This window comes from Paraburkholderia terricola (assembly GCF_900142195.1).
Lineage (GTDB): Bacteria > Pseudomonadota > Gammaproteobacteria > Burkholderiales > Burkholderiaceae > Paraburkholderia > Paraburkholderia terricola.
Genome location: NZ_FRAB01000005.1, coordinates 213505 through 234595, shown reverse-complemented (window position 1 = coordinate 234595; position 21091 = coordinate 213505). Strand labels below are relative to the sequence as shown.

The window sequence follows — 21091 nt, the reverse complement described above, 5'->3', positions numbered from 1 at the left end:
TAAAGTTAAATACATAGCTAACCTTGAGTATTGAAACCCGCACCGGAGGAAATATGAAAAAGCAAATCGCCCTTCTTTTCGCCATTGCGGGTTTGGCTGCCGCTTCTGTTCAGGCGCAAGACGTCGTGCTCAAGCCGCAGCAAACCATCCAGTTCAAGGCCAATGCCTATGGCTGCGTGTCGAAGGACAAGCTCGATGCCGTCGACCTGCATGCGCAAGCCGGTGAACAGCAGAAAATGCAGGAATTCTTCTCCGGCTATCAATGCGTCTCCACGCCGGAAAACTCGAGTTTCCGCGTGGTTCGCGTGGTCGGCCACGATGTCGAATTCGTGAATGCCGCCAATAGCGATACGCAAGGTCTTTGGGCACACGATCGATTCATCAAGCAATAACTGAACGCCGATATTCCCGCGAAACGCGGGAATATGACGATGCACGTGGCAATCCCCCGTTTTTCCAAAAATCGGGGGCGGTGAACTCGTGATTTATAAAACGGCGAGCATTCAATGCGTCGCCGTTTTTTATTTTGCCCACCGATTTCACCCGCATAAAAAAGCCGATGCGGTTTTCAAGCCGCATCGGCAGACGCCTTCTCGCAAAGCGCAGGAACAAACGTTAATTCGTCATGCGTCGATCAGCCGGTCAATGTGAATCGCGCGGCACCGGCGCGCCGCTCGACCCCACCAGAAAATCGAGGTCAGCGCCCTGATCCGCTTGCAGCACGTGCTCGACGTAAAGCTTGTAATAGCCGCGCGTGGGCGGCGCCGGCGGCTGCCAGGACGCGCGCCGGCGCGCCAGTTCCTCGTCGGTGACATCGAGGTGCAGGCGGCGTGCTTCAACGTCGAGTTCGATCATGTCGCCGGTCTGCACGAACGCGAGCGGACCGCCCGCGGCCGCCTCGGGCGACACGTGCAGCACCACCGCGCCGTAGGCGGTGCCGCTCATGCGGCCGTCAGAAATGCGCACCATGTCCGTGATGCCCTTTTGCAGCACTTTTTTCGGCAGCGGCATGTTGCCGACTTCCGCAAAGCCCGGATAGCCCTTCGGCCCCGCGCCCTTGAGCACCATGATGCAGTGCTCGTCGATGTCGAGCGAATCGTCGTCGATCCTGGCGTGCAATTCCTCGATGTTTTCGAACACCACCGCGCGGCCGCGATGCTTGAGCAGCGCCTCGGTCGCCGCCGACGGCTTGATCACCGCGCCATTCGGCGCGAGGTTGCCCTTGAGCACCGCAATGCCCGCCTTCGGCTTGAACGGCTCGGCGAACGTCGTGATGACCTTCTCGTCGTGATTCGGCGCGTTGCGCACGTTGTCCCAGATCGTCTTGCCGTTCACCGTCAGCGCTTCGCGATGCAGCAGCCCTTGCTCGCCGAGTTGCTTGAGCACCGCCGGCAAGCCGCCCGCGTAGTAAAAGTCTTCCATCAGGTATTCGCCCGACGGTTGCAGATTCACGAGGCACGGCACGTTCGAGCCCAGTTCCCAATCTTCCAGCGACAACTCGACGCCGATGCGCTTCGCGAGCGCGATCAGATGCACGACCGCATTGGTCGACCCGCCGATCGCCGCGTTGGTGCGGATCGCGTTTTCGAACGCCTGGCGCGTGAGGATCTTGTCCATCGTCAGATCCTCGCGAACCATGTCGACGATGCGCCGGCCCGCGAGGTGCGCAAGCACTTGCCGGCGCGCGTCCACCGCGGGAATCGCCGCGTTGTGCGGCAAGCCCATGCCGAGCGATTCGACCATCGAGGCCATCGTCGACGCCGTGCCCATCGTCATGCAGTGGCCGCGCGAGCGGTTCATGCACGACTCGGCTTCGGTGAATTCCTCCGGCGTCATCGTGCCGGCGCGCACTTCCTCGGACATCTGCCAGACGCCCGTGCCCGAGCCGATGTTCTTGCCGCGAAACCGGCCGTTGAGCATCGGTCCGCCCGACACCGCCAGCGCCGGCAAATTGCACGACGCCGCGCCCATCAGCAGCGCGGGCGTGGTCTTGTCGCAGCCGACCAGCAGAATCACGCCGTCCATCGGATTGCCGCGAATCGACTCCTCGACGTCCATCGAAGCGAGATTGCGAAACAGCATCGCGGTGGGCCGCAAATTCGTCTCGCCGAGCGACATCACCGGAAATTCCAGCGGCAAGCCGCCCGCTTCATGCACGCCCTTTTTCACGTACTCCGCCAGCTCGCGGAAGTGCGCGTTGCACGGCGTCAGCTCGGACCATGTATTGCAGATGCCGATCACCGGGCGGCCGTCGAATTCGTCGTGCGGGATGCCCTGGTTTTTCATCCACGATCGATGCAGGAAACCGTCGCGGTCCTTGAGGCCAAACCATGCCTGGCTGCGCAGCGGTTTTTTAGTCTGGTTCGAATCGGCCATGAAATCTCCTGTTGGCAAGCATATGGAGGCGAGCGCGTGTCGCTCCTCAGTGCACGCGCTTGCTGCGGCGGAACTGGTCGAACAGCACCGCGAGCAGCAGAATCCCGCCGCGAATCAGGTATTGATAGAAAGTGGGCACGTTCATCAGGCTCATTGCGTCCTGCACCGAGCCCATGATCAGCACGCCCACCAGCACGCCGGAAATCGTCGCGACGCCGCCCGTCAGCGAAACGCCGCCGAGCACGCACGCGGAGATCACGCCGAGTTCGAGCCCGACCGAGGTCTTCGGGTCGCCGAGACTCATCCGCGACGCCAGCATCACGCCCGCGAAGCCGGTCACGAGACCTTGCAATACGAACACCGTGATCTTGATGCGCGTGACGGGCAAGCCCGCGAGGAGCGCGGCCTCGCTGTTGCCGCCGACGGCCAGCACGTTCTTGCCGAACACGGTTTTCTTCAGCAGGAAACCGAACAGCACGAAGCCGATGATGTTGCTCCAGATCGGGAACGAGATGCCGAGGAACGCGCCGCCGCCGAGGTCGAAGAAGCTTTCCTCGGAAATCATCACCGCGTCGCCGTGCGACGTGATGAACGCGAGGCCGCGCACGACTTCCATCATCGCGAGCGTGACGATCAGCGAGTTGATCTTGTAGCGCGCGATCAGCACGCCGTTCACGAGTCCGACCGCGCCGCCCGCGAGCACGCCGCCCGCGACGCCGAGCATCACGCTATGCGTCGCCGTGATCAAGGTGGACGCCACCACGCCGGCAAACGCGACGATCGACGCCACGGACAAATCCACCTCGCCGAGCGCGAGCACGAACATCATCGTCACGGAGATGGAGCCGATCAGCGTGACGGACAGCAGCAAGCCCTGGATATTTCGCGAGCTGAGGAAATCGGGCACGGTAAACGACAGCACGGCGAACAGGATGATGAACACCATCACGATGCCGGACTTGTTGACGAGGTCCCAGGTGCGCGCGGCGCGCGCGCTCAAGCCGGCGGATGCGACGGCTGGCGTGGAGGATTCGGTTGAAGGTGTGTGCATGATGTTTATTCCAGTTTCAATGGCGCGATTCGGCGGCCTTTCGATGGTGTTAGCGGGGCAGGGCGAGCTTGATGAGCGCATCCGGCGTGGCCTGCGCCTTCGGCAGATTGCCGACGATGCAGCCTTCCTTCATCACGATCACGCGGTCCGCCACGCCGATCACCTCGGCCAGATCGCTCGACACGACGATGACCGTGCGGCCCGCTTCGGCGAGCCCATACAACAGGCCGTAAATCTCGCTGCGCGCGCCGACGTCGATGCCGCGCGTGGGCTCGTCCATCAGGAACACGTCGATCTCTTCCGCGAGCCAGCGCGACAGAATCACCTTCTGCTGATTGCCGCCCGAGAGCGTGCCGATCGGCGTCTCGCCGTTGCGCGTCTTGATCGCGAGCTTGCCGATGAACTCCTTCGCGGTTTGCGCTTCCTTGCGGCCGTTGAGCACGTTGAAGCGGCTGAAATGGCGCCGGCAACTGATGTTGAGGTTGTCCGACACCGAGGCGATTGACACGATGCCTTCCTGCTTGCGATCTTCCGGGCACAACGCGACGCCCGCGCGCACCGCGTCGCGCGGCGTGGCGAAGCGCACCGGCTTGCCCTTGAGCGTGATTTCGCCGGCGCTCGGCTTGACCGCGCCGTAGATCAGCTTCATCAACTCGGAACGGCCCGCGCCGACAAGGCCGAAGAAGCCGACGATTTCGCCCTTGCGCGCGACGAAGGAAGCCGGTTCGCGCAAGCCGCGTCCCATCAATCCGTTGACTTCGAGCTGCACGCCGCCGAGTTCGCGTGAGCGATAGCCGTACACGTCGGCGATCGAGCGGCCCACCATGCAGCTGATCAGCCGGTCGCGATCGAGTCCTTCACCGGCGGCGAACGTATCGATGCGGCGGCCGTCGCGAAACACCGTCACGCGATCGCACAGTTCGTAGACTTCGTCCATCCGATGCGTGACGTAAATGATCGCGCGGCCCTCGGCCCTCAATGCGCGGATGATTCGGAACAGTTGCGTGGTCTCGCGCGACGACAGCGAACTGGTCGGTTCGTCGAAGGCGATCACGCGTGCGTCGCGCATCAGCGCCTTGCCGATCTCGATCATCTGACGCTGGCCGATCGACAGATTCTTCACCTGCTGCGACGGATCGATTTTTTCGCCGAGCCGTTCCAGTTCACGCACCGCGCGCGCCACCAGCGCTTTTTCGTCGAGCACGCCAAAACGGTTGGGCAGGGCGCCGAGCATCAGGTTTTCCGCGACCGTCAACTCCGGCACCAGATGCAGTTCCTGATAGATGATCGCGACGCCCGCCGCGATGGCCGCCTTCGTAGTGGTGAAGTGCTGCTCGATACCATCGAGCGACAACGTGCCCGCCGCCGGTTGATTCACGCCGGACAGCACCTTGAGCAACGTCGATTTGCCTGCGCCGTTTTCGCCCATCAGGCCGTGCACCTCGCCGCGCCGCACTTCCAGCGACACCTGGTCGAGCGCGAGCACGCCGGGAAAGCGCACGGTGATGCCGTCGAGTTGCAGATACGGCTCCGTGGAGTCGGGCACAGGCGAGGGCGCTTGCGCCGAAAGCGTCGCTGCGCCCGCGTGGGACTCAGTGTGTGAGGACGTCATCGAAAAACCTTGAGCTGAAGGACAAACGCGCGGGCCGCGCTCGCAGTGGCGTGATGCTCGCTACGCGAGGCGGCCCGCAAACCGCGGACTCGAATCCCGCTTAAATGCCGAGTTCCTTACGCACGTCCTGCCAGTTGCCGCGCACCATCAGCTTGCCGGTGGTTTGCGTGTCGGCGGGCGGCTGCTTGCCGGCCTTGATCCACTCGACCAGATTCTCCGTGCTTTCCTTGCCGTGCATCGTCGAGCTCACGGCGATCGTGCCGTAGAAGCCGGTCGGTTCCTTCTTCTGGAATTCGGCGAACGCTTCGCCCGCACCGTTGATGCCGACGCCGATCACATCCGCCGCCGGAATGTGCAATTGCTCGGTGGCGCGCACGCCGCCCAGCACGCTTTCCTCGTTGAGCGCGAAGATCACCCACTTCTTGATGTTCGGATGCTGCGCGAGCACCGGCGACGATGCGTTGAAGCCGCCTTCGTCATCGGTCGTCTTTTGCGGAGCGTCGAAGACGTTTTCCTTCTTGAAGCCGCCGGCCAGCAGCGTTTGCGTCGCGCCGTCGGTGCGCAGCTTCGCGGTCGGCAATTCGTAGTTCGTGATGCGCAGCGCGCCGACTTCCTCCGGCTTCCAGCCGCGGCGCTTCATCTCTTCGGCAATCGCCGTGCCGACCTGATTGCCGATCTTGAACGCGGACATGCCCAGATGCGGCACGTTCGCGAGCGGCTTGCCGGTGGAGTCGACCAGTTGATCGTCGACGGTGACGAACTTCATGTTGTAGCGCTTGGCGCGCGCCTGAATCGCCGGTCCGAGACGGACGTCGGGCGCGCAGATCACGAAGCCCTTGGCGCCTTGCGCGCCGAGGTTGTCGATCGCGGCCAATACTTTCTCGCCGTCCGGCGTGCCGATGTTGACGACGGAGAAGCCGTCCTTCTGGCCGAGCGCGGTCGCGGCTTTCTGTTCGTTGATGAACCACGCCTGTTCCGGCATCTTCACGAGGAAGCCGACCTTGAGCGGCTGATCCGCATGGGCGGAAAGCTGCGCGGCAAAGGGCGCGGCGAGGACGGCGGCGGCCATCGCGGTTAGCGTCAAACGGCGAAGCTTGCTGGTCATGTCTGTCTCCTGAGGTTGAAAAGCTGCATTGATTTCGTTTGGTAGCAGCGGGGTATGCACGGCGGCGTTAACCGGGACGTGGATAGACGTGGCGATCGGGCGTGGCAGGCGCGCCGGAGCGGGCCGTGCGCGGCGCGATCGGATGAGCGGGGGTGCAAGCGTATCTCATGGCGCTCAGCCCGCGACGTAAGCCGTTTTCACGGCCGTCCAGAAGGCCGCGTCGGTTGCGCCGTAGGCGGAGGCCTTGCGGCCGCCGCCGGGCGCGTGGTGCTCGATGGCGGTGGTCGGCAGATTGATCGTGACGACCCCGCTATGCGCATGGCGCCGGAAATGCCGCGCGCGGCTCAGCGAGCGCGTGCAGATGCCGGCGCATAAACCGTAGGCCGTATCGTTCGCGAGATGCAGCGCGTGGTCGTAGTCGTCGGCGCGCAGCACCACGGCGAGCGGCCCGAAAATCTCTTCTCGCGCGATGCGGTGTTCGGGCTCCGCAACGAACAGCGCGGGTTCGAAAAAGTAGCCGCGCGTCGCGCGCTCCAGTTGAACACCGCCGCGCAGCAATTGCGCGCCTTCTTCCTGGCCGATGCGCACGTAGTCGAGATTGCGCGCCAGTTGCGCGGCGTTCGCGAGCGGCCCGATATCCGTGCCGTGCTTCAGCGCATGATCGACCGAGAGCCGGGCGAGTTTGGTCCGCAGTGCGTCGACGAACGGCTCGAACACCGCCCGCTCGACGATCAGCCGCGAGGCCGCCGTACCGCGTTGCCCCGCGAAACTAAAGGCGCCGGTCAAGGCCGCATCCACGGCGCCGTCGAGTTCGGCATCGGCCAGCACCACGAACGGATTCTTGCCGCCCATCTCCAGTTGCACGCGCGCCTGGCGGGCGGCGGCGGCTTGCAGCACGCGCGTGCCGGTTTCCGCCGAGCCGGTGAAGCTGACCGCCGCGACCAGCGGATGCGCGGCGATCCGCGCGCCGACCTGCCGGCCGCTACCCATCACGAGGTTGAACACGCCCGCCGGCAAGCCGGCCCGATTGATGATCGAGGCCAATGCGGCGGCGCAAGCCGGCGCCGATTCGGCCGGCTTGAAGACGACGCAGTTGCCGTGCGCCAGCGCGGCGCCGACCTTCGCGGCGGCAATCGCGAGCGGCGCGCTCCACGGCGCGATGATGCCGATCACGCCGAGCGGTTCGCGCGTCACGTCGATCTCGACGCCCGCGCGCGGCGCGGCGACGGGCTCGGCGAACGCGCGCAACGCCTCGGCCGCGAACAGCTTGAAAATCTGCCCGGCGCGGGTGGCTTCGGCCAACGCCTCGGACAAGGTCTTGCCGACCTCGCGCGCGAGCAACCGGCCAAGTTCGTCGCGGCGCGCCAGCATCTCGCTGCCGATCGCGTCGAGCGCATCCGCGCGGCGCTGCGCCGAACCCAGCGACCATTCGCGGAAGGCCGCGCTCGCCGCTTCGATCGCCGTATCGGTCTGCCGCGCGTCGGCGCGCACATACTCGCCGAGCGGTTCGTCGAGGTCGGAAGGATTCAGCGAAATGCCCGTGGTCGCGCCTGTCTCCCAGCCGCCATTGATGTAGTGGCGGAACGGGCTGGCAACGAGCGGGACGAGCGGATCGCGATTCATCGACGGGAAGACGCCAATTTGAGGAAGCTCACAAAGTCCACGAATGGTATGGGCCGTCCCAATAACTTTCCAATCCCTTTTTTCACTACTGCCATATCAATTCCGGTATGGCATGATGGCGTCTCAATCTTGACACTTCCGCGACAGACGGCTTAAGCCGCTTTAGGAGACAAGCCATGACACGCAGCTACTCGAACTGGTTCGTGCGCGCGCGACTCAAGACGCGGCAGTTGCTGCTGCTCGCGGCAATGGAGGAGGAGGGCAACGTGCGCCGCGCGGCCGACGTGCTCGGCATGACGCAGCCCGCCGCGTCGCGCCTGCTCAAGGAGTTGGAGGACATGCTCGAGGTGAGCCTGTTCGACCGCACGCCGCACGGCATGCACGCCACGCTGTACGGCGAGGTGATGATCCGTCACGCGCGCATGGTGCTCTCTAATCTGAGCCACGCGCACGACGAAATCTCCGCGCTGCGGGCCGGTCTCGCGGGCCAGGTGCGCATCGGCGTGATCGCGGCGGCGGCCGCGACGATGGTGCCGCGCGCGATCGCCGACGTGAAGGAGCGCTATCCGCAGTTGCAGATCTGGGCGGAGGTCGAAACCTCCGACGTGATGCTGCCGCGGCTCGCGGAAGGCGAACTCGACATCATGATCGGCCGCGTACTGGAGCGGCAAAACCAGTTCAAGGCCGAAGTCCGCTACGAACCGCTCGCCGACGAGCCGCTTTGCGTGGTCGCGCGCCCCGGCCATCCTCTCGAAAATGAGACAGGTTTGACGCTGCGGGGAATCGTCAACGCGAGCTGGGTTTTGCATCCGCCCGGCAGCGTCTTGCGCCATCGTTTCGATCTGATGTTTTCGCAGATCGGGCTGAATCCGCCGCAAAACGTGGTGAATACCAACAATTTTCTGGCGATTTCGAGCTTGCTACTCCAAAGCGACATGTTGGCGGTTTTGCCGGACGAAGTGGCGCGTCAATACCAACAGTACGGTGTATTGAAGCGGTTGCCGATCGATTTGCCGTGCAGGATGGATACATTCGGTATCATCACGCGCCAGTCGCATCTGCTTTCGCCAGCGGCCGCCCTGGTGCTCGAAGCCTTGCGGGAAGCGGCCGCCGAGGTCTACGGCACGGCGTTCGAGCTGGCGGTGGCGCGATAAATGCTCCTTCCGTTGTAAAAGCCGGTTTGACGGCGCGCGGGAGGAACGGCGATGTACAACAAACACCGAAAACGGCAGCGAGCCGTCGACGACTCTTTTTCTGTTCGCTCCGGTGGAGCGAGCGCCTGGTTTAGCAACGGCATGGCTCTCAAATCGACGATTTACAAGGCGGAACTGCAAATCGCCAACATGGACCGGCACTATTACGCCGACCATTCGCTGACGATCGCCCGTCATCCCTCGGAAACCGACGAGCGAATGATGGTTCGCGTCGCCGCGTTCGCGCTGTTCGCGCAGGAACGCCTCGAATTCTGCAAAGGCTTGTCGGATGTCGACGAACCGGATCTGTGGCAAAAGGATCTCACCGGCGCGATCGAAACCTGGATCGAAGTCGGCCAGCCGGACGAACGGCGCATCGCCAAGGCGAGCGGCCGCTCGAACGAGGTGATCGTGATCGCCTATGGCGGCCGCGCCTCGGACATCTGGTGGCAAGGCGTGAAGAACAAGGTCGAACGCATGCGCAACGTGACGGTCTGGACGCTCGCGGAAGGCGTGGCCGACGCGCTCGGCTCGCTCGCCGAACGCACCATGCGCCTGCAATGCACGGTGCAGGACGGCGAAGCGTGGCTCGGCAGCGCGGAATCCGATGCAGTGAAGATCGAATGGACGGTGTTGAAGGCGCCGGCCAGCGCTTGAGGTTCGGCTTGAGGCTCGGCTTTGGCCTGACGGCTTCCGGGCAGGCTTAGAGCGACGTCAACCGCGCCGCGTCAGGCGGGCCCTTGAGTTCGACCATATTGCCTTCGGGGTCGAACAGATACAGCGACGGCCCAAAGCCGTCCGCGCCATAGCGCCGCGCATGTTCGCCCAGCGGTGCGCCGTGTCCGGTGAGATGCGCCTTGAGCGCCTCGGCGTCGAACGGTTCGACGCGCAAACACACGTGGTCCATATTCCGCCCGGCGCCGGGCGCGCCGTTTTCCGCGCGATCGAGCTTCGCGCCCACCTGCAGCAGGTCGATCAGCGAGCGGCCCGCGCGCAACTGCGTCAAGCCCAGATCGCGCTGCTCCTTTTCCACGCTGCATCCGAGGACATCGCAGTAAAAGCGCGTCATCTTCTCGACGTCGGATGCTCGAATGACGATGTGATCGATCTCGCGAATGTGGATTTTCATCTCAGACGCCCTTGCCGGTCGACGAAACGGGTGGAATACCCAGTGTAGAAGAAAGCTCGGCAGATGCGAGAACGCGCCGCGAAGGGGCAGTTTAGAAACGTACAGGCGAAAAAAAGCCCGCTCTATGTGGAGCGGGCTGAATCCATATCAGGAGGAGACATGGAGGAGACAGGTACTAATATACACATGCACCTGGTGCGACGCAATAACTTTTTAAGGGAAAACCCGATATCGGGCCAAATTGTCGCACTTTTTCATGGAAAGACCGTCCGCCGCGGCTTCCAGCCCTACGAGGAAGCGCAATGACAGAGCAAGAACCGGAGCGTAGTGTGTCGGCAGGCGGCCTACATTGGTGAGCATCGACACCGCCTTCGGGAATCATCATGAACCGCACCCTCTACCGTACTGACATCGCGCCCGACGCCGCCGGCTGGACCTCCGACGACGAGCGCTGGGAAGCCGTCACGCGCCGCGAACCGCAAGCCGACGGCGCGTTCTTCTATGGCGTCAAGACGACCGGCGTGTTCTGCCGTCCGTCGTGTGCATCGCGCCAGCCGCGCCGCGAGAACGTCGCTTTTTTCACCGACGTCGCCGCCGCGCGCGCCGCGGGTTTCCGCGATTGCAAGCGGTGCCAGCCGGGCGGCCTGCCGCGTGAACTGGAAATCGTCAATCGCGCCTGTGCCGCGCTGGACGCCGATCCGCACCAGCGCCTCACGCTCGCGCAACTGAGCGACGCCGTGCACGTCAGTCCGTTTCACCTGCAGCGTCTGTTCAAGCGCGTGGTGGGCGTGACGCCGCGTCAATATCAGGCGGCGCAGCGGGGCGCAGCGTTGCGCGACGCGCTGCAAAGCGGCTCGGACGTCACGCGCGCCACGCTCGACGCCGGCTTCGGCTCGCCGTCGCGGATGTACGACAGCGCGTCGGCCGAACTAGGCATGGCGCCCTCCGAGTTTCGCCGCAAAGGCGCGGGGCTCACCGTGCGCTACGCCGGCGCGCCCACTTCGCTCGGCTTCGTGCTGGTCGCGGCCACCGAAAAAGGCATCTGCAAGATCGGTTTCGGCGACGACGCCGGCTTGCTCGCCGACGAACTGCGCAGCGAGTTCGCCAACGCCGATGTGCGGGAAGATCCCGAACGGCTCGCACCGTTCATCGCGCAGATCGACGCGTATCTGCGCGGCACCCGCCAGGACTTCGATCTGCCGCTGGATATCGCCGCAACGGCGTTCCGGCAGCGCGTATGGGACGCGCTGCGGCGCATTCCATACGGCGAGACGCGCAGCTATACACAGATCGCCGAAGCCGTCGGCGCGCCTCGCGCCGTGCGCGCGGTCGCGAGCGCGTGCGCGACGAACCCCGTTGCGCTGGCGATTCCCTGTCATCGCGTGGTGCAAAAGGGCGGGGCGCTGGCCGGGTATCGTTGGGGCCTGCCGCGCAAGGCCGCGCTGCTCGACAACGAGGCCCAGCATGCCGGCGATGTTTCGCAACACCAATCCGAGCGCCGCAAAGCCGATATGACCGAAACCACCACCAATCTGGATCACGCCGCGTGAGCACGCTCGACCACGTCGCAACGCTCGAACTGCCGTTCAAACCACCCTTCGACTGGCCGCGTCTGCTGCGTTTTTTCGGCGGACGCGCGACGCCGGGCGTCGAAGCGGTGGAAGACGGCGCCTATCGCCGCGCCATCGACTGGACCGGCGACAGCGGCACGCTGAGCGTGCGTCTGCATCCGCGCAAGCGCTGCCTCGTCGCCAACATCGAAGGCCCGGTGAGCCGTCACGCCGACGCGCTCGCCGCACCGATCGCGCGGATGTTCGATCTGCACGCCGATCCGAAGAAGATCGGCGCGGAACTCGCCGCCGACCCGTGGCTCGCGCCATTGATCGAGGCGGTGCCGGGCTTGCGCGTGCCGGGCGCGTGGTCGGGCTTCGAACTGGTGGTGCGCGCGATCGTCGGCCAGCAGGTCAGCGTGAAGGCGGCGACCACCATCATCGGACGTCTCGTGCAGCGCGCCGGCGAGCGCATCGAAGGGCATCCGCACGAGAACACCGCCTGGCGCTTTCCGACACCGGCTGCGCTCGCCGTCGTCGATCTTGCGCAGATCGGCATGCCGGGTAAACGCGTAGCGGCGTTGCAGGGCTTCGCACGAGCGGTCGCTTCGGGAGACGTGCCGCTCGACAGCGGCGTCACCGATGCGAACAGCCTGCGCGCCGCCTTGCTCGCACTGCCCGGCATCGGCCCCTGGACCGTCGAATACGTCGCGATGCGCGCATGGCGCGACGCCGACGCGTGGCCCGCCTGGGACCTCGTGCTGATGCAGTCGATCTGCGCGCGCGACCCGTCGCTCGTGCGGCCCACGCAGCAGCGCGTGCGCACCGACGCATGGCGGCCGTGGCGCGCGTATGCGGCGATGCATCTGTGGAACGAGGTAGCGGACCGCGCAGGCGCCGCGCGCGGGGGCTAGGCGCGCGCCTCATGCGGAAGGGGAAACGCGCATCGCGTGCAATGCGCGTGGGCGTAGAGCGACGCGATGCAAGGCAAGCCGAATCGTCGGGAAAACAGACAGCGCTAGTGCGCCGACGCCCCGCCGAGGCGGCCTCAAGCAGCCGCCGTGGCGAGATGTTAAAGTGCCCGCTACCTGAAAATTCCGCCGAACGTTGTCAACCGCGCCATGCTGCCTGTGAGCAGTGAAGCGGCACATGGCGGCCGACAACGCCCGACTCGCATCAATGCCAAACACCACACTTTCCCGCACGACCGACGTGTTCTCGCACCGCCTGTCCGTGCTGACCTCCGGCCCTCGGCGCGACGCGCTGGTAAGCGGCCTGCGCGGCATCGAAAAAGAAAGCCTGCGCGTGACGCGGGACGGCAAGCTCGCGTTGACGCCGCATCCGCGCGCGCTCGGTTCGGCGCTCACGCATCCATCGCTCACCACCGACTATTCCGAAGCGCTGCTCGAACTGATCACGCCCGCCGAGCACGACGTGGCGATCACGCTCGAGAAACTCGACACGCTGCATCGTTTCGTCTACGCCGAACTCGGCGACGAAATTCTGTGGAACAACTCGATGCCGGGCCTGCTGCCCGACACCGACGAGGGCATCCCGATCGCGCGCTACGGCACGTCGAACATCGGCAAATTGAAGTACGTGTACCGCATCGGCCTCGCGCTGCGTTACGGTCGCACGATGCAATGCATCGCGGGCATCCACTACAACTATTCGCTGAGCGAGGAAGTGTGGCGCGTGTTGCAGGCGGACCAGCGATCCACCGCGAACGCCGTCGATTTTCAGTCGGACCGCTACCTCGCGCTGATCCGCAATTTCCGCCGCACCAACTGGCTGCTGATGTACCTGTTCGGCGCATCGCCGGCGCTGGATCGCCGCTTCCTGCGCGATCGCAAACACACGCTCGAAACGTTCGACGCCGACACGCTGTACCGTCCCTACGCAACCAGCCTGCGCATGAGCGACCTCGGCTATTCGAACACCACGGCGCAAGCCGCGCTGCACGCCGACTACGACACGTTGCCGGGCTACCTCGACGCACTCGGGAAAGCCGTGAGCCAGCCGTATCCGCCCTACGAGGCGATCGGCACACAGCGCGACGGCGAGTGGGTGCAGATCAACACGAACGTGCTGCAGATCGAAAACGAGTTCTACTCGACCATTCGTCCGAAGCGCGTCACGCATCCGGGCGAGCGTCCGCTGCATGCGCTGGCCGCGCGCGGCGTGCAGTACGTCGAGGTGCGCTGCATGGACATCGATCCGTTCGAGCCGGCCGGTATTTCGCTCGAAACGTCGCGCTTTCTCGACGCCTACCTGCTGGTCTGCGCACTGGACGACAGCGCGCCGCTGCCGCCTGACGCCTACGCCGAGGCGAACCGGAACTTCGGCCGCGTGACGATGGAGGGCCGCAAGCCCGGCCTCGAACTCACGCGCGACGGCCGTCCGGTCGCGATGACGGATTGGGCCAACGAAATCTTCGTGAAGATCGACGCGGCGGCCGCCGCACTCGACGCGTTGCAAGGCGGCGACGCCCATGCGCGCGCCGTGGCGGTTCAACGCGCGAAGCTGGCGGACGCATCGCTCACGCCCTCGGCGCGCGTGCTGCGGACCATGCGTGACAAGGAACAGAGTTTCCTCGCGTTCGGACTCGAGCAGAGCGAAGCGCACGCCGAGTATTTCCGCGCGCGTCCGCTGAATGCCGAAGAGACGAGGGCGTTCACAGACCTCGCCGAACAATCGCTTGCCGAACAGGCCATGCTCGAACAGGAAGAAGTCGGTTCATTCGATGCGTTTGTCGCGGCTTATCGCGCGTACACGTTGAACCGCTTCAGCGTTTGAGATTGAGCGACGCATGTCGCTGAGATGAAAAGCGGCCCGCGAGGCCGCTTTTTTCATGCGCGCAGGTAACGTCTACATCGCGCGGCGTTGCGGATAAAACGACATCGGCAAATTCTCCGCGCGTTTTGACGCTTCCCTGATCTGGATGAAACACCGTACCGACATCGCGGTCGAAACTTGAAGGAGAGGCTTCGAACAGGGAGGAATCAACGTGAAAAAAAGTCTGTTGGCCGTGGCGTGCATCATGGCGGCGGGATGTTCGACACAGGGGCAAGTCGATCCGGACGTCATGCAGATCGCGACGACACCGCTGACGTGTTCGAACAAGGTCGAATGCGACGCATGGTGGCAACGCGCGCAGACGTGGGTGACGAGCCATTCGAAGTACAGCGTCGAATCCGCGACCGACACGCTGATCCAGACCGCGGGTCCGGACGGCGGCAAACGTGCGTTGGCGTATCAGATCACGCGAGCCGCGAACCCTGACGGCACGGCAACGATCGGCTTCGCCGCGCACTGCGACGGCTCGCTCGGTTGCAAGCCGAACCCGTGGGAAGCCGGCGCCGACTTCAAGCAATATGTGCGAGGCAGCGCGACGGTCGCGCCGCAGAGCGGGGGGAAAGCGTCGCAGGCAGCGCCGGCATCTTCGGCGATGCATCCCGATGCCGCGCAGGGACAATCGGTCCCGGGAGCGAATGGCGAAGGGGTGACGCAGTAAGTGGAGGGCGGCGGGAACGCCGCTCGCGTATGACCAACAGTGCGGCGCCGGGCAAAACCACGAATCAATCGCCCATCGCGGTAACAGCAAGTAACCAACGCGATACCCCAAGTAACACACCCGCACTTCTCCCCGCATTACCCTTTCGGTTTGCCGCGCCTCGCGCGGACTCACGCTAACATGCCGGCAGACTCACGAGCTCGCCAGGCCGGCAGCGCCGTGATCGGCCGCACCGCGGCGTCCAGAAGGAATCCATTGCATGCAGTCTGATCGAATCTCGCGCGCGCGGATGCTTGCGCCTCGCGTCCTCACTCTCGCGGTTGCCGCGGCGCTTGCCACCCTGCTGGCCGGTTGCGCGGTCGGCCCCGACTACAAGCGGCCCGCCGCCGAGATCCCCGCGTCCTACAAGGAAGCCGCGCCCGGCTGGAAAGTCGCTCAACCGGCCGATCAGCAAGACCGCGGCGACTGGTGGACCATCTACCAGGACCCGCAGCTTAATGCGCTCGAAGAGAAGCTGAACACCGCGAACCAGACCATCGCTCAATATGCCGCCGCCTATCGCCAGGCGCGCGCGTTGGTCGGCGAAGCGCGTGCCGCCTATTTCCCCACAATCGGTGCGTCGGCGGGCGCGACACGTTCCGGCACCGGTTCATCGTCCACGGGTTCCACCAGCAGCCGCTCCGGCGTCAGCAACAGTTTCAACGTACAGCTCGACGCGAGCTGGGAGCCGGATCTGTGGGGCTCGGTGACCCGCTCGGTCAACGCGCAGAAAGCCGGCCAGCAAGGCGCCGCCGCGGACCTGGCGAACGCGCGGCTCTCCGCGCAGGCCACGCTCGCGCAAACCTATTTCTCGCTGCGCGCGCTCGACGCCACCCAACAATTGCTCGACGAGACCGTCGCGGCCTATCAGCGCTCGCTGCAACTCACGCAAAACCAGTACGCGGCGGGCGTCGCCGCGCGCTCCGACGTGATTCAGGCGCAAACGCAATTGCAGTCGGCCCAGGCGGCGGCGATCGACAACGGCGTGCAGCGCGCGCAGGACGAACACGCGATCGCGGTATTGGTCGGCGAACCGGCCTCCACCTTCTCGATTCCACCGATGCCGCTCACCGCCACGCCGCCGGCCGTGCCCGCGCAGATGCCGTCGGCGCTGCTCGAACGGCGTCCGGATATCGCGTCGGCGGAGCGCAAGGCCGCGGCGGCCAACGAGCAGATCGGCGTGGCGATTGCGGCGTTTTTCCCGTCGCTCACGTTGTCGGCCAGCGGCGGCTTCGAAAATTCCGTGTTCTCGCAGTTGCTGACCGCGCCGTCGCGCTTCTGGACGCTCGGCCCGCAACTCGCCGCGACGATCTTCGACGCCGGCTTGCGCAAGGCGCAGACCGAAGCGGCTCGCGCGGCCTACGACGCCGATGTCGCCACTTACCGCCTGACGGTGCTGACCGCGTTCCAGGACGTCGAGGACAACCTCGCGTCGCAGCGCATCCTCGAAAGGGAAGTCGTCGTGCAGCAGCAGGCGGTGGAGTCGGCCCGGCAGGCGCTCGCGATCGTCACGAACGAATACAAGGCGGGCACGGTCGGCTACGTCAACGTGCTGACCGCGCAAACCACCGCCTTCACCGCCGAGCAGAAGTTGAAGAGCATCGCGGGACAGCGGATGGTGTCGTCGGTGGGTCTGGTGAAGGCGCTGGGCGGCGGTTGGGACGCGTCGCAAATGAATCGTGAAACGGGCGACGTGGCGGCGCCGGCGCCGCTGCCGGCTTCATCGGCCACGCCCGTGGCGCAAAACGGAGTCACGCCGGCGCCGTCGCAGCAGCAGACGCAGACGCAGAGCAAATAGACGCGCGGCTCGCAAACGAACCGGCAGGAAAGAAGGGCGAAAAAGAAGCGGCATGGCGCACGCACCATGCCGCTTCTTTTTCAACGGCGTTGTCTGGACGTCAAAAGGCGTTCGCCCGCGTCAGTGCGCGAAGCTCAACGTCACCGTGCCCGGTCCGCTCGGCCGCCCCAGCAGGTTCAGCAATCCCGCGAGGATATCGCGCGCTTCCGGCGCGGCACTGGCCGTGCCTCGAAACGAGGTTGAAGCGGCCGACACCGTGCCGCTGCCGTCCAGCATCAGCGGGCCCTTGATCGTCGTCAGTTCGACTGTCGAAGAAGCCCCTTGCGCCTGGAACAGCACCCGGTACGATCCCAGCGGCTTGACCGGCGACACACGTGAGCTGACGTCGTTCAGCGTGACGGTGAGCTGCCCGAATGCCTCCTTGTTGAAGCTGCGCCAGTCCGACCACGACAGTCGCACCTCGCCCTGCAAATCGAGCGTATTGAAAGGCGCGCCCAGGCCGCTCAGCAGCGACGCCGGCACGGCGAGTTCGCCCGGCGTGACCGTGGCGCTGCGCGGCGTGGCGTCGACGGTGATCGGCTCGGGCATCGCTTCGCTCTGCCGCATGGTCATGCGCACGCGGCCGGTGAAAAGCGGCCAGAACGACGTGCGCCATTCGATCCGCCCAGGCAGGAGGGTCGGCGCGCTCATGTCGGAGCCGGCGGCCAGCATCAGCGTGGCCGAGCCGTGCCACAGCGAGCCGGCCGGGTCGACCAGATTGACGTGACCACGCGTCTGTTTGGCGAACTGCGGCGTGATCCACGCGGCCGGCAACAACGCGAGCATCACGACCGCGGCGGACAGCACCGCGATCGCCAGCCAGGGCAGTGCGACGCGCAAGCGCCGCATCCAGTAAGTCATGCGATATCCCGTAACGGCGCGGTGATGTTCATTTCGCGGTCGAAGGCTGGAACGACGCCGTCAGATCCACCTGGCCGTCTTCCTTGAGCGCGGTCACGTGCGCCTCGGCCACCTGCACCTTGAACTGCTTGCGCACGTCGTCGACCCAGCTCGTCCACGTGGGGAACGACGCGTTTTTCATCTGGACCTGCACCACGTTGCCGATCACCTGCACCTGGGTGGCGGCGAGGCCGTGATCGCCCAGCGAGGCGGTGAGCGCGTCCTTCAGCGCGGCGCCGGTCGGCGCGACGCCCTGAGCCGCCGCCGACAACTGCCGCGCTTCGCTCGATTGCGCGGTCATCTGCGCCAACTGGCGCTGCAAGGTGGGCAGCGATTCACGCAGACGCGCGCGGCCCTCCTGCGCCGGCGCCCACAGCACCGACCACGCGATGACCACCGCGAGCAAGCCGCCGCCCCACGTCAGAAGATTTTTTTCGCGCTCCGTGCGCTGGTCCCAGAAGCCGGCCCATGTTTGAGCGAGTTGAGCTTTCATTGTCCGTTCCTGATGGTCCACTTGCCGGTATTGCTGTCGATCGCGCCGCTCAACCCATTGCGCCCGAGGCGCTTGCCGAAGTCGGGATCGAGCTTCACCTCGGGCTTGAAGGTCACGTCGAGCCGCCGGTCGTGATAGTCGAGCCCTGCGATGCCGTTGAGCGGCACCGGCGCGAGCGAGCGCGCGAGGCGGTCGGCGAGCGACAGGAAATCGTCCGGCGACAACTCGCCCGCAGCCACGCGCAACTGCTGCAACTGGCGCGACATCTGATCGGGTGCATCGAGCACGACCGTGGTCTTGGGGAAGGTGTTGAGCAGCAGTTCGGTCATTTGCGTGCTGATCGCGTCGCGTTGGCGCGCGAGCATCAGCCACTGCACGTTCGCGCCGATGATCGCGACCACCAGCGCGCCGACCGCCAACAGCACCGGCAGACGCAGACGCCGCAGCGTCGCGCGGTCGAGCCGCCACGGCTGCGAGGCGAATTCGAACTGGCACAGATCGAGGCGGCACTCCAGCGCGCGCCGCGCCAGTTGCTCGAACGGCAACGGACTGGCGCCATGCACGTAAGCGGCGAGCCGCGCCGGACTGCTTGCGCCCAGGCTCGGTTCGTTGCCGGGCACCTCGGTCAGCATGTACAGCGAGACGGGCGCCGCGCCGGCGAGCGCGCCGAGCGTTGCATTCACCGTGCTGGCCGGCACCGCCAGGCCTTCGCCCTGGACGCCGCGCGCGATCGCCAGCTCGACGCGCGGCACGCCATTTTCCGGAGCGCGCTCAACCGCGCCTTCCAGCAGCATCGCAGGGGCAGTCTGGACCACCGCGCCGAGCACCGCCGCCACCATCGGCGTCGCTGGCGCCGCCTCCGGCGATGCCGTCGTCACATCGGACGAACCCGCGACGACCGGCTCGCCGGCGTTGACCGTTTCGGCGACTTCGACGCGCGTATCGAGCGCGACGCCTTGCGGCAGACAGCGCGTCACCGGCACCGCGCGCAAGCTGCGGTGGCCGGCCGCGGAAAATCCGTCGCAGATGAAGCGGAACCAGCCGCGGTCGATGATCGCCAGCAACTGCCGGCCGCCCGCGAGCGGTTGCGGATCGACGGCGATGTGACAGGTTTGCGGGTCCTGGATCAGTTGATCCTCGACGATGTTGGGCAGCGCCTGACGCAGCCGCGGGCCGCGCAGCGGCGGCAGCGCGGCGGGCATCATCAGCAGGTCGCGGGCGGCGACCATCAGCACGGTCGACGCCGCGCGCGGCAGCAGCGTGAGCGCCGAGCGGCCGGCGCGCTGGGTGCGGCCCGACTTGTCGAGCAGCACGAACGGCAGCTCGGGCAGTTGCCATTCCTGCGATGGCACCGCCGGATCACGCGGCGGCAATAGGACGATCAGCGTGCTCAAGGTCCACTCTCTCTGGGAAAGGCGTTATTCATAGTTGGTCTTGTACCCGCACGATACGCGTAGTGTGGGTCAATGCGTCGCGATAGACGAGCGTCGTGCGGTCCACCTGGGCGCGTTCGTGCTGCACGCGGCCGTGAATCAGGAAATAGTTCGTGTTGACGTCGAACTGCGCCGGATCGACCGAGACCTGTTGCACGCCCGCGCCGCGCAACGCGAGTTGCACGTCGCCGGCGTTACGGAAAAACACCGTCTTGCGGCGCGCGACGAGGGCCTGAGCGGCCGACACGTTCATGCCCGGCACGAGCGCGGCGATCACTTCGGCGGAAGCGGTATTCATGTTGAGCGCCGTTGCGGTCGGCAGCACGGTGACGAACGGGCGCAGGCGCGCGACCATTTCCGGCGTGTAGCCGGGGATATCGAGCAGCGAATCGACACTGATCAGTTGCAGCGGCGCGCGCGCCGCGTTGTCGTCGCCGCCCTCGATGCCGGGTTTGTCGGTGAAGCCGCCGCCCATCGCGCCGCCCTGAATCGCCGGCGTCGCCGTTGCGCCGGTGGGAGAGGTGGTGGTCTGAAAGCGCGTCGCCGATTGCGCGAGGCTGGAGCGAATCTGCACGGCGGTGTTTTTCGCCAGTTGGCCGCTGACGCCGAGCGAGACGAGCAGGCGCTGATAGGCGCCGATCTGCTCCTGGTTCAGTTGCATGACGCCGGGCGCCGGGCTCGAGACCAGGTTGCGGAGGTTGAATTTCGACTGGGCGTCTTCGATCGAGCCTGAGAGGAAGGTTTCCGCGCCTTGTTCCGCTCGGACTTCGCCGATTTGGCCCAGGAAATCCGACAGGCGAGTTTTGGCGATGGGCACGCCCCATAGGCCGCCCAGGTAGGTGATGCCCGCCGAGGTGTCGCCCTCCGAGCGGAGGATCAGGCGCGTCCAGTCCAAGGCGCCTCTTGCGACCCATTGGGCTTGAGACAGGAGGCGCTGGTTTTCTATTCTTCGGATTTGGACTTGCTGGCGCCAGAGCATGCCGGAGACCAGTATGGCCGATAGGGCTACTACCAGGAGGGCGCTGATGATTGCTGCGCCGGCTTGATGGGGTTGTCTTCGCGAGGCTCTGGGGTGTGGTTTTGTTGTTGTTTTGGCCTTTTCTTGTGTTGCTAGTGGTCTATTAGCGTTGCCCCTGTGCGGGGCGGCACCTACTTTTCTTTGCCGGCCGCAAAGAAAAGTAGGCAAAAGAAAGCGGCTTACACCGCTAGGTTTCAAGCGGGTCTCCTGGCTCGGAG

General features: G+C 65.3%; 20 protein-coding genes. 9 read left to right on the top strand and 11 right to left on the bottom strand.

The annotated features are described in order from the left end of the window. The first annotated feature begins 53 nt into the window (after window positions 1-53). Complete coding sequence (gene sap1 / locus BUE39_RS06900) at window positions 54-392, top strand: surface attachment protein Sap1 (protein ID WP_073427895.1); 339 nt, start codon at window positions 54-56, stop codon at window positions 390-392. Here the strand turns inward: sap1 and BUE39_RS34050 are convergent. The 6 genes from BUE39_RS34050 to BUE39_RS06875 all read right to left on the bottom strand — a co-directional run bounded on the left by BUE39_RS34050 (window position 382) and on the right by BUE39_RS06875 (window position 7767). Beyond that, entirely contained in the window at window positions 382-579 is a 198-nt protein-coding gene (locus tag BUE39_RS34050; RefSeq protein ID WP_143031913.1) for a hypothetical protein, read from the bottom strand. The two genes, sap1 and BUE39_RS34050, sit on opposite strands and share 11 nt — an antisense overlap. A gap of 63 nt (window positions 580-642) precedes the next feature. Continuing rightward, window positions 643-2376 (bottom strand): IlvD/Edd family dehydratase, encoded by a 1734-nt coding sequence (locus BUE39_RS06895; RefSeq protein WP_073427894.1) that lies wholly within the window; start codon window positions 2374-2376, stop codon window positions 643-645. 46 nt (window positions 2377-2422) lie between these two features. Next, window positions 2423-3427 carry an L-arabinose ABC transporter permease AraH gene (gene araH, locus BUE39_RS06890; RefSeq protein ID WP_073427893.1) on the bottom strand — a complete coding sequence of 335 codons (1005 nt, stop codon included), beginning with the start codon at window positions 3425-3427 and terminating at the stop codon, window positions 2423-2425. A 49-nt stretch (window positions 3428-3476) separates the two neighbouring features. Next, window positions 3477-5039, bottom strand: coding sequence for an L-arabinose ABC transporter ATP-binding protein AraG (araG, locus tag BUE39_RS06885; RefSeq protein ID WP_073427892.1), 1563 nt, complete (start codon window positions 5037-5039; stop codon window positions 3477-3479). Window positions 5040-5139: 100 nt separating this feature from the next. Further along, window positions 5140-6144: an arabinose ABC transporter substrate-binding protein gene (locus BUE39_RS06880; RefSeq protein ID WP_073427891.1), complete on the bottom strand. Its 1005-nt coding sequence runs from the start codon at window positions 6142-6144 to the stop codon at window positions 5140-5142. Window positions 6145-6318: 174 nt separating this feature from the next. After that, window positions 6319-7767: an aldehyde dehydrogenase family protein gene (locus BUE39_RS06875; RefSeq protein WP_073427890.1), complete on the bottom strand. Its 1449-nt coding sequence runs from the start codon at window positions 7765-7767 to the stop codon at window positions 6319-6321. Between the two features lie 176 nt (window positions 7768-7943). Between BUE39_RS06875 and BUE39_RS06870 the strand changes: the two genes are divergently transcribed. Continuing rightward, entirely contained in the window at window positions 7944-8921 is a 978-nt protein-coding gene (locus BUE39_RS06870; RefSeq protein WP_073427889.1) for a LysR family transcriptional regulator, read from the top strand. A gap of 141 nt (window positions 8922-9062) precedes the next feature. After that, the gene (locus BUE39_RS06865; RefSeq protein ID WP_073427888.1) at window positions 9063-9617 is read left to right on the top strand and encodes a YaeQ family protein; all 555 of its coding nucleotides are present in this window, start codon (window positions 9063-9065) and stop codon (window positions 9615-9617) included. Between the two features lie 46 nt (window positions 9618-9663). Here BUE39_RS06865 and BUE39_RS06860 read toward each other — a convergent pair whose 3' ends face one another. After that, the gene (locus tag BUE39_RS06860; protein ID WP_073427887.1) at window positions 9664-10089 is read right to left on the bottom strand and encodes a VOC family protein; all 426 of its coding nucleotides are present in this window, start codon (window positions 10087-10089) and stop codon (window positions 9664-9666) included. Window positions 10090-10152: 63 nt separating this feature from the next. Here BUE39_RS06860 and BUE39_RS34045 point away from each other — a divergent pair, with 63 nt between their 5' ends. The 6 genes from BUE39_RS34045 to BUE39_RS06835 all read left to right on the top strand — a co-directional run bounded on the left by BUE39_RS34045 (window position 10153) and on the right by BUE39_RS06835 (window position 16990). After that, complete coding sequence (locus tag BUE39_RS34045; protein WP_143031912.1) at window positions 10153-10395, top strand: hypothetical protein; 243 nt, start codon at window positions 10153-10155, stop codon at window positions 10393-10395. A gap of 77 nt (window positions 10396-10472) precedes the next feature. Next, complete coding sequence (gene ada, locus BUE39_RS06855) at window positions 10473-11639, top strand: bifunctional DNA-binding transcriptional regulator/O6-methylguanine-DNA methyltransferase Ada (protein WP_073427886.1); 1167 nt, start codon at window positions 10473-10475, stop codon at window positions 11637-11639. Continuing rightward, window positions 11636-12553: a DNA-3-methyladenine glycosylase family protein gene (locus BUE39_RS06850; protein WP_073427885.1), complete on the top strand. Its 918-nt coding sequence runs from the start codon at window positions 11636-11638 to the stop codon at window positions 12551-12553. Before ada ends, BUE39_RS06850 begins: the two co-directional genes overlap by 4 nt. A gap of 265 nt (window positions 12554-12818) precedes the next feature. Beyond that, on the top strand, window positions 12819-14435 hold the full coding sequence (gshA, locus tag BUE39_RS06845) for a glutamate--cysteine ligase (protein WP_073427937.1): 1617 nt from the start codon (window positions 12819-12821) through the stop codon (window positions 14433-14435). Window positions 14436-14646: 211 nt separating this feature from the next. Next, window positions 14647-15153: a hypothetical protein gene (locus BUE39_RS06840; protein WP_176035751.1), complete on the top strand. Its 507-nt coding sequence runs from the start codon at window positions 14647-14649 to the stop codon at window positions 15151-15153. A gap of 259 nt (window positions 15154-15412) precedes the next feature. After that, on the top strand, window positions 15413-16990 hold the full coding sequence (locus tag BUE39_RS06835) for an efflux transporter outer membrane subunit (protein ID WP_073427884.1): 1578 nt from the start codon (window positions 15413-15415) through the stop codon (window positions 16988-16990). A 120-nt stretch (window positions 16991-17110) separates the two neighbouring features. On the opposite strand, the gene BUE39_RS06830 is transcribed toward BUE39_RS06835, so the two are convergent. Genes BUE39_RS06830 through gspK form a run of 4 tightly spaced genes read right to left on the bottom strand, consistent with a single transcriptional unit; the run spans window position 17111 to window position 20885 of the window. After that, window positions 17111-17890 (bottom strand): type II secretion system protein N, encoded by a 780-nt coding sequence (locus BUE39_RS06830; protein WP_073427883.1) that lies wholly within the window; start codon window positions 17888-17890, stop codon window positions 17111-17113. Window positions 17891-17918: 28 nt separating this feature from the next. Continuing rightward, window positions 17919-18422, bottom strand: a complete 504-nt coding sequence (locus BUE39_RS06825; protein WP_073427882.1) for a type II secretion system protein M — start codon at window positions 18420-18422, stop codon at window positions 17919-17921. Then, window positions 18419-19816 (bottom strand): type II secretion system protein GspL, encoded by a 1398-nt coding sequence (gene gspL / locus BUE39_RS06820; RefSeq protein WP_073427881.1) that lies wholly within the window; start codon window positions 19814-19816, stop codon window positions 18419-18421. The genes BUE39_RS06825 and gspL overlap by 4 nt, the downstream gene beginning before the upstream one ends. Window positions 19817-19844: 28 nt before the next feature. After that, on the bottom strand, window positions 19845-20885 hold the full coding sequence (gene gspK / locus BUE39_RS06815; protein ID WP_073427935.1) for a type II secretion system minor pseudopilin GspK: 1041 nt from the start codon (window positions 20883-20885) through the stop codon (window positions 19845-19847). Window positions 20886-21091: the final 206 nt, after the last annotated feature.

Bases quoted from the DNA above. Each gene is read 5' to 3' on its own strand.
- sap1 (WP_073427895.1), top strand. From the start codon at position 54: ATGAAAAAGCAAATCGCCCTTCTTTTCGCCATTGCGGGTTTGGCTGCC.
- BUE39_RS34050 (WP_143031913.1), bottom strand. From the start codon at position 579: ATGCGGCTTGAAAACCGCATCGGCTTTTTTATGCGGGTGAAATCGGTG.
- BUE39_RS06895 (WP_073427894.1), bottom strand. From the start codon at position 2,376: ATGGCCGATTCGAACCAGACTAAAAAACCGCTGCGCAGCCAGGCATGG.
- araH (WP_073427893.1), bottom strand. From the start codon at position 3,427: ATGCACACACCTTCAACCGAATCCTCCACGCCAGCCGTCGCATCCGCC.
- araG (WP_073427892.1), bottom strand. From the start codon at position 5,039: ATGACGTCCTCACACACTGAGTCCCACGCGGGCGCAGCGACGCTTTCG.
- BUE39_RS06880 (WP_073427891.1), bottom strand. From the start codon at position 6,144: ATGACCAGCAAGCTTCGCCGTTTGACGCTAACCGCGATGGCCGCCGCC.
- BUE39_RS06875 (WP_073427890.1), bottom strand. From the start codon at position 7,767: ATGAATCGCGATCCGCTCGTCCCGCTCGTTGCCAGCCCGTTCCGCCAC.
- BUE39_RS06870 (WP_073427889.1), top strand. From the start codon at position 7,944: ATGACACGCAGCTACTCGAACTGGTTCGTGCGCGCGCGACTCAAGACG.
- BUE39_RS06865 (WP_073427888.1), top strand. From the start codon at position 9,063: ATGGCTCTCAAATCGACGATTTACAAGGCGGAACTGCAAATCGCCAAC.
- BUE39_RS06860 (WP_073427887.1), bottom strand. From the start codon at position 10,089: ATGAAAATCCACATTCGCGAGATCGATCACATCGTCATTCGAGCATCC.
- BUE39_RS34045 (WP_143031912.1), top strand. From the start codon at position 10,153: ATGCGAGAACGCGCCGCGAAGGGGCAGTTTAGAAACGTACAGGCGAAA.
- ada (WP_073427886.1), top strand. From the start codon at position 10,473: ATGAACCGCACCCTCTACCGTACTGACATCGCGCCCGACGCCGCCGGC.
- gshA (WP_073427937.1), top strand. From the start codon at position 12,819: ATGCCAAACACCACACTTTCCCGCACGACCGACGTGTTCTCGCACCGC.
- BUE39_RS06835 (WP_073427884.1), top strand. From the start codon at position 15,413: ATGCAGTCTGATCGAATCTCGCGCGCGCGGATGCTTGCGCCTCGCGTC.
- BUE39_RS06830 (WP_073427883.1), bottom strand. From the start codon at position 17,890: ATGACTTACTGGATGCGGCGCTTGCGCGTCGCACTGCCCTGGCTGGCG.
- BUE39_RS06825 (WP_073427882.1), bottom strand. From the start codon at position 18,422: ATGAAAGCTCAACTCGCTCAAACATGGGCCGGCTTCTGGGACCAGCGC.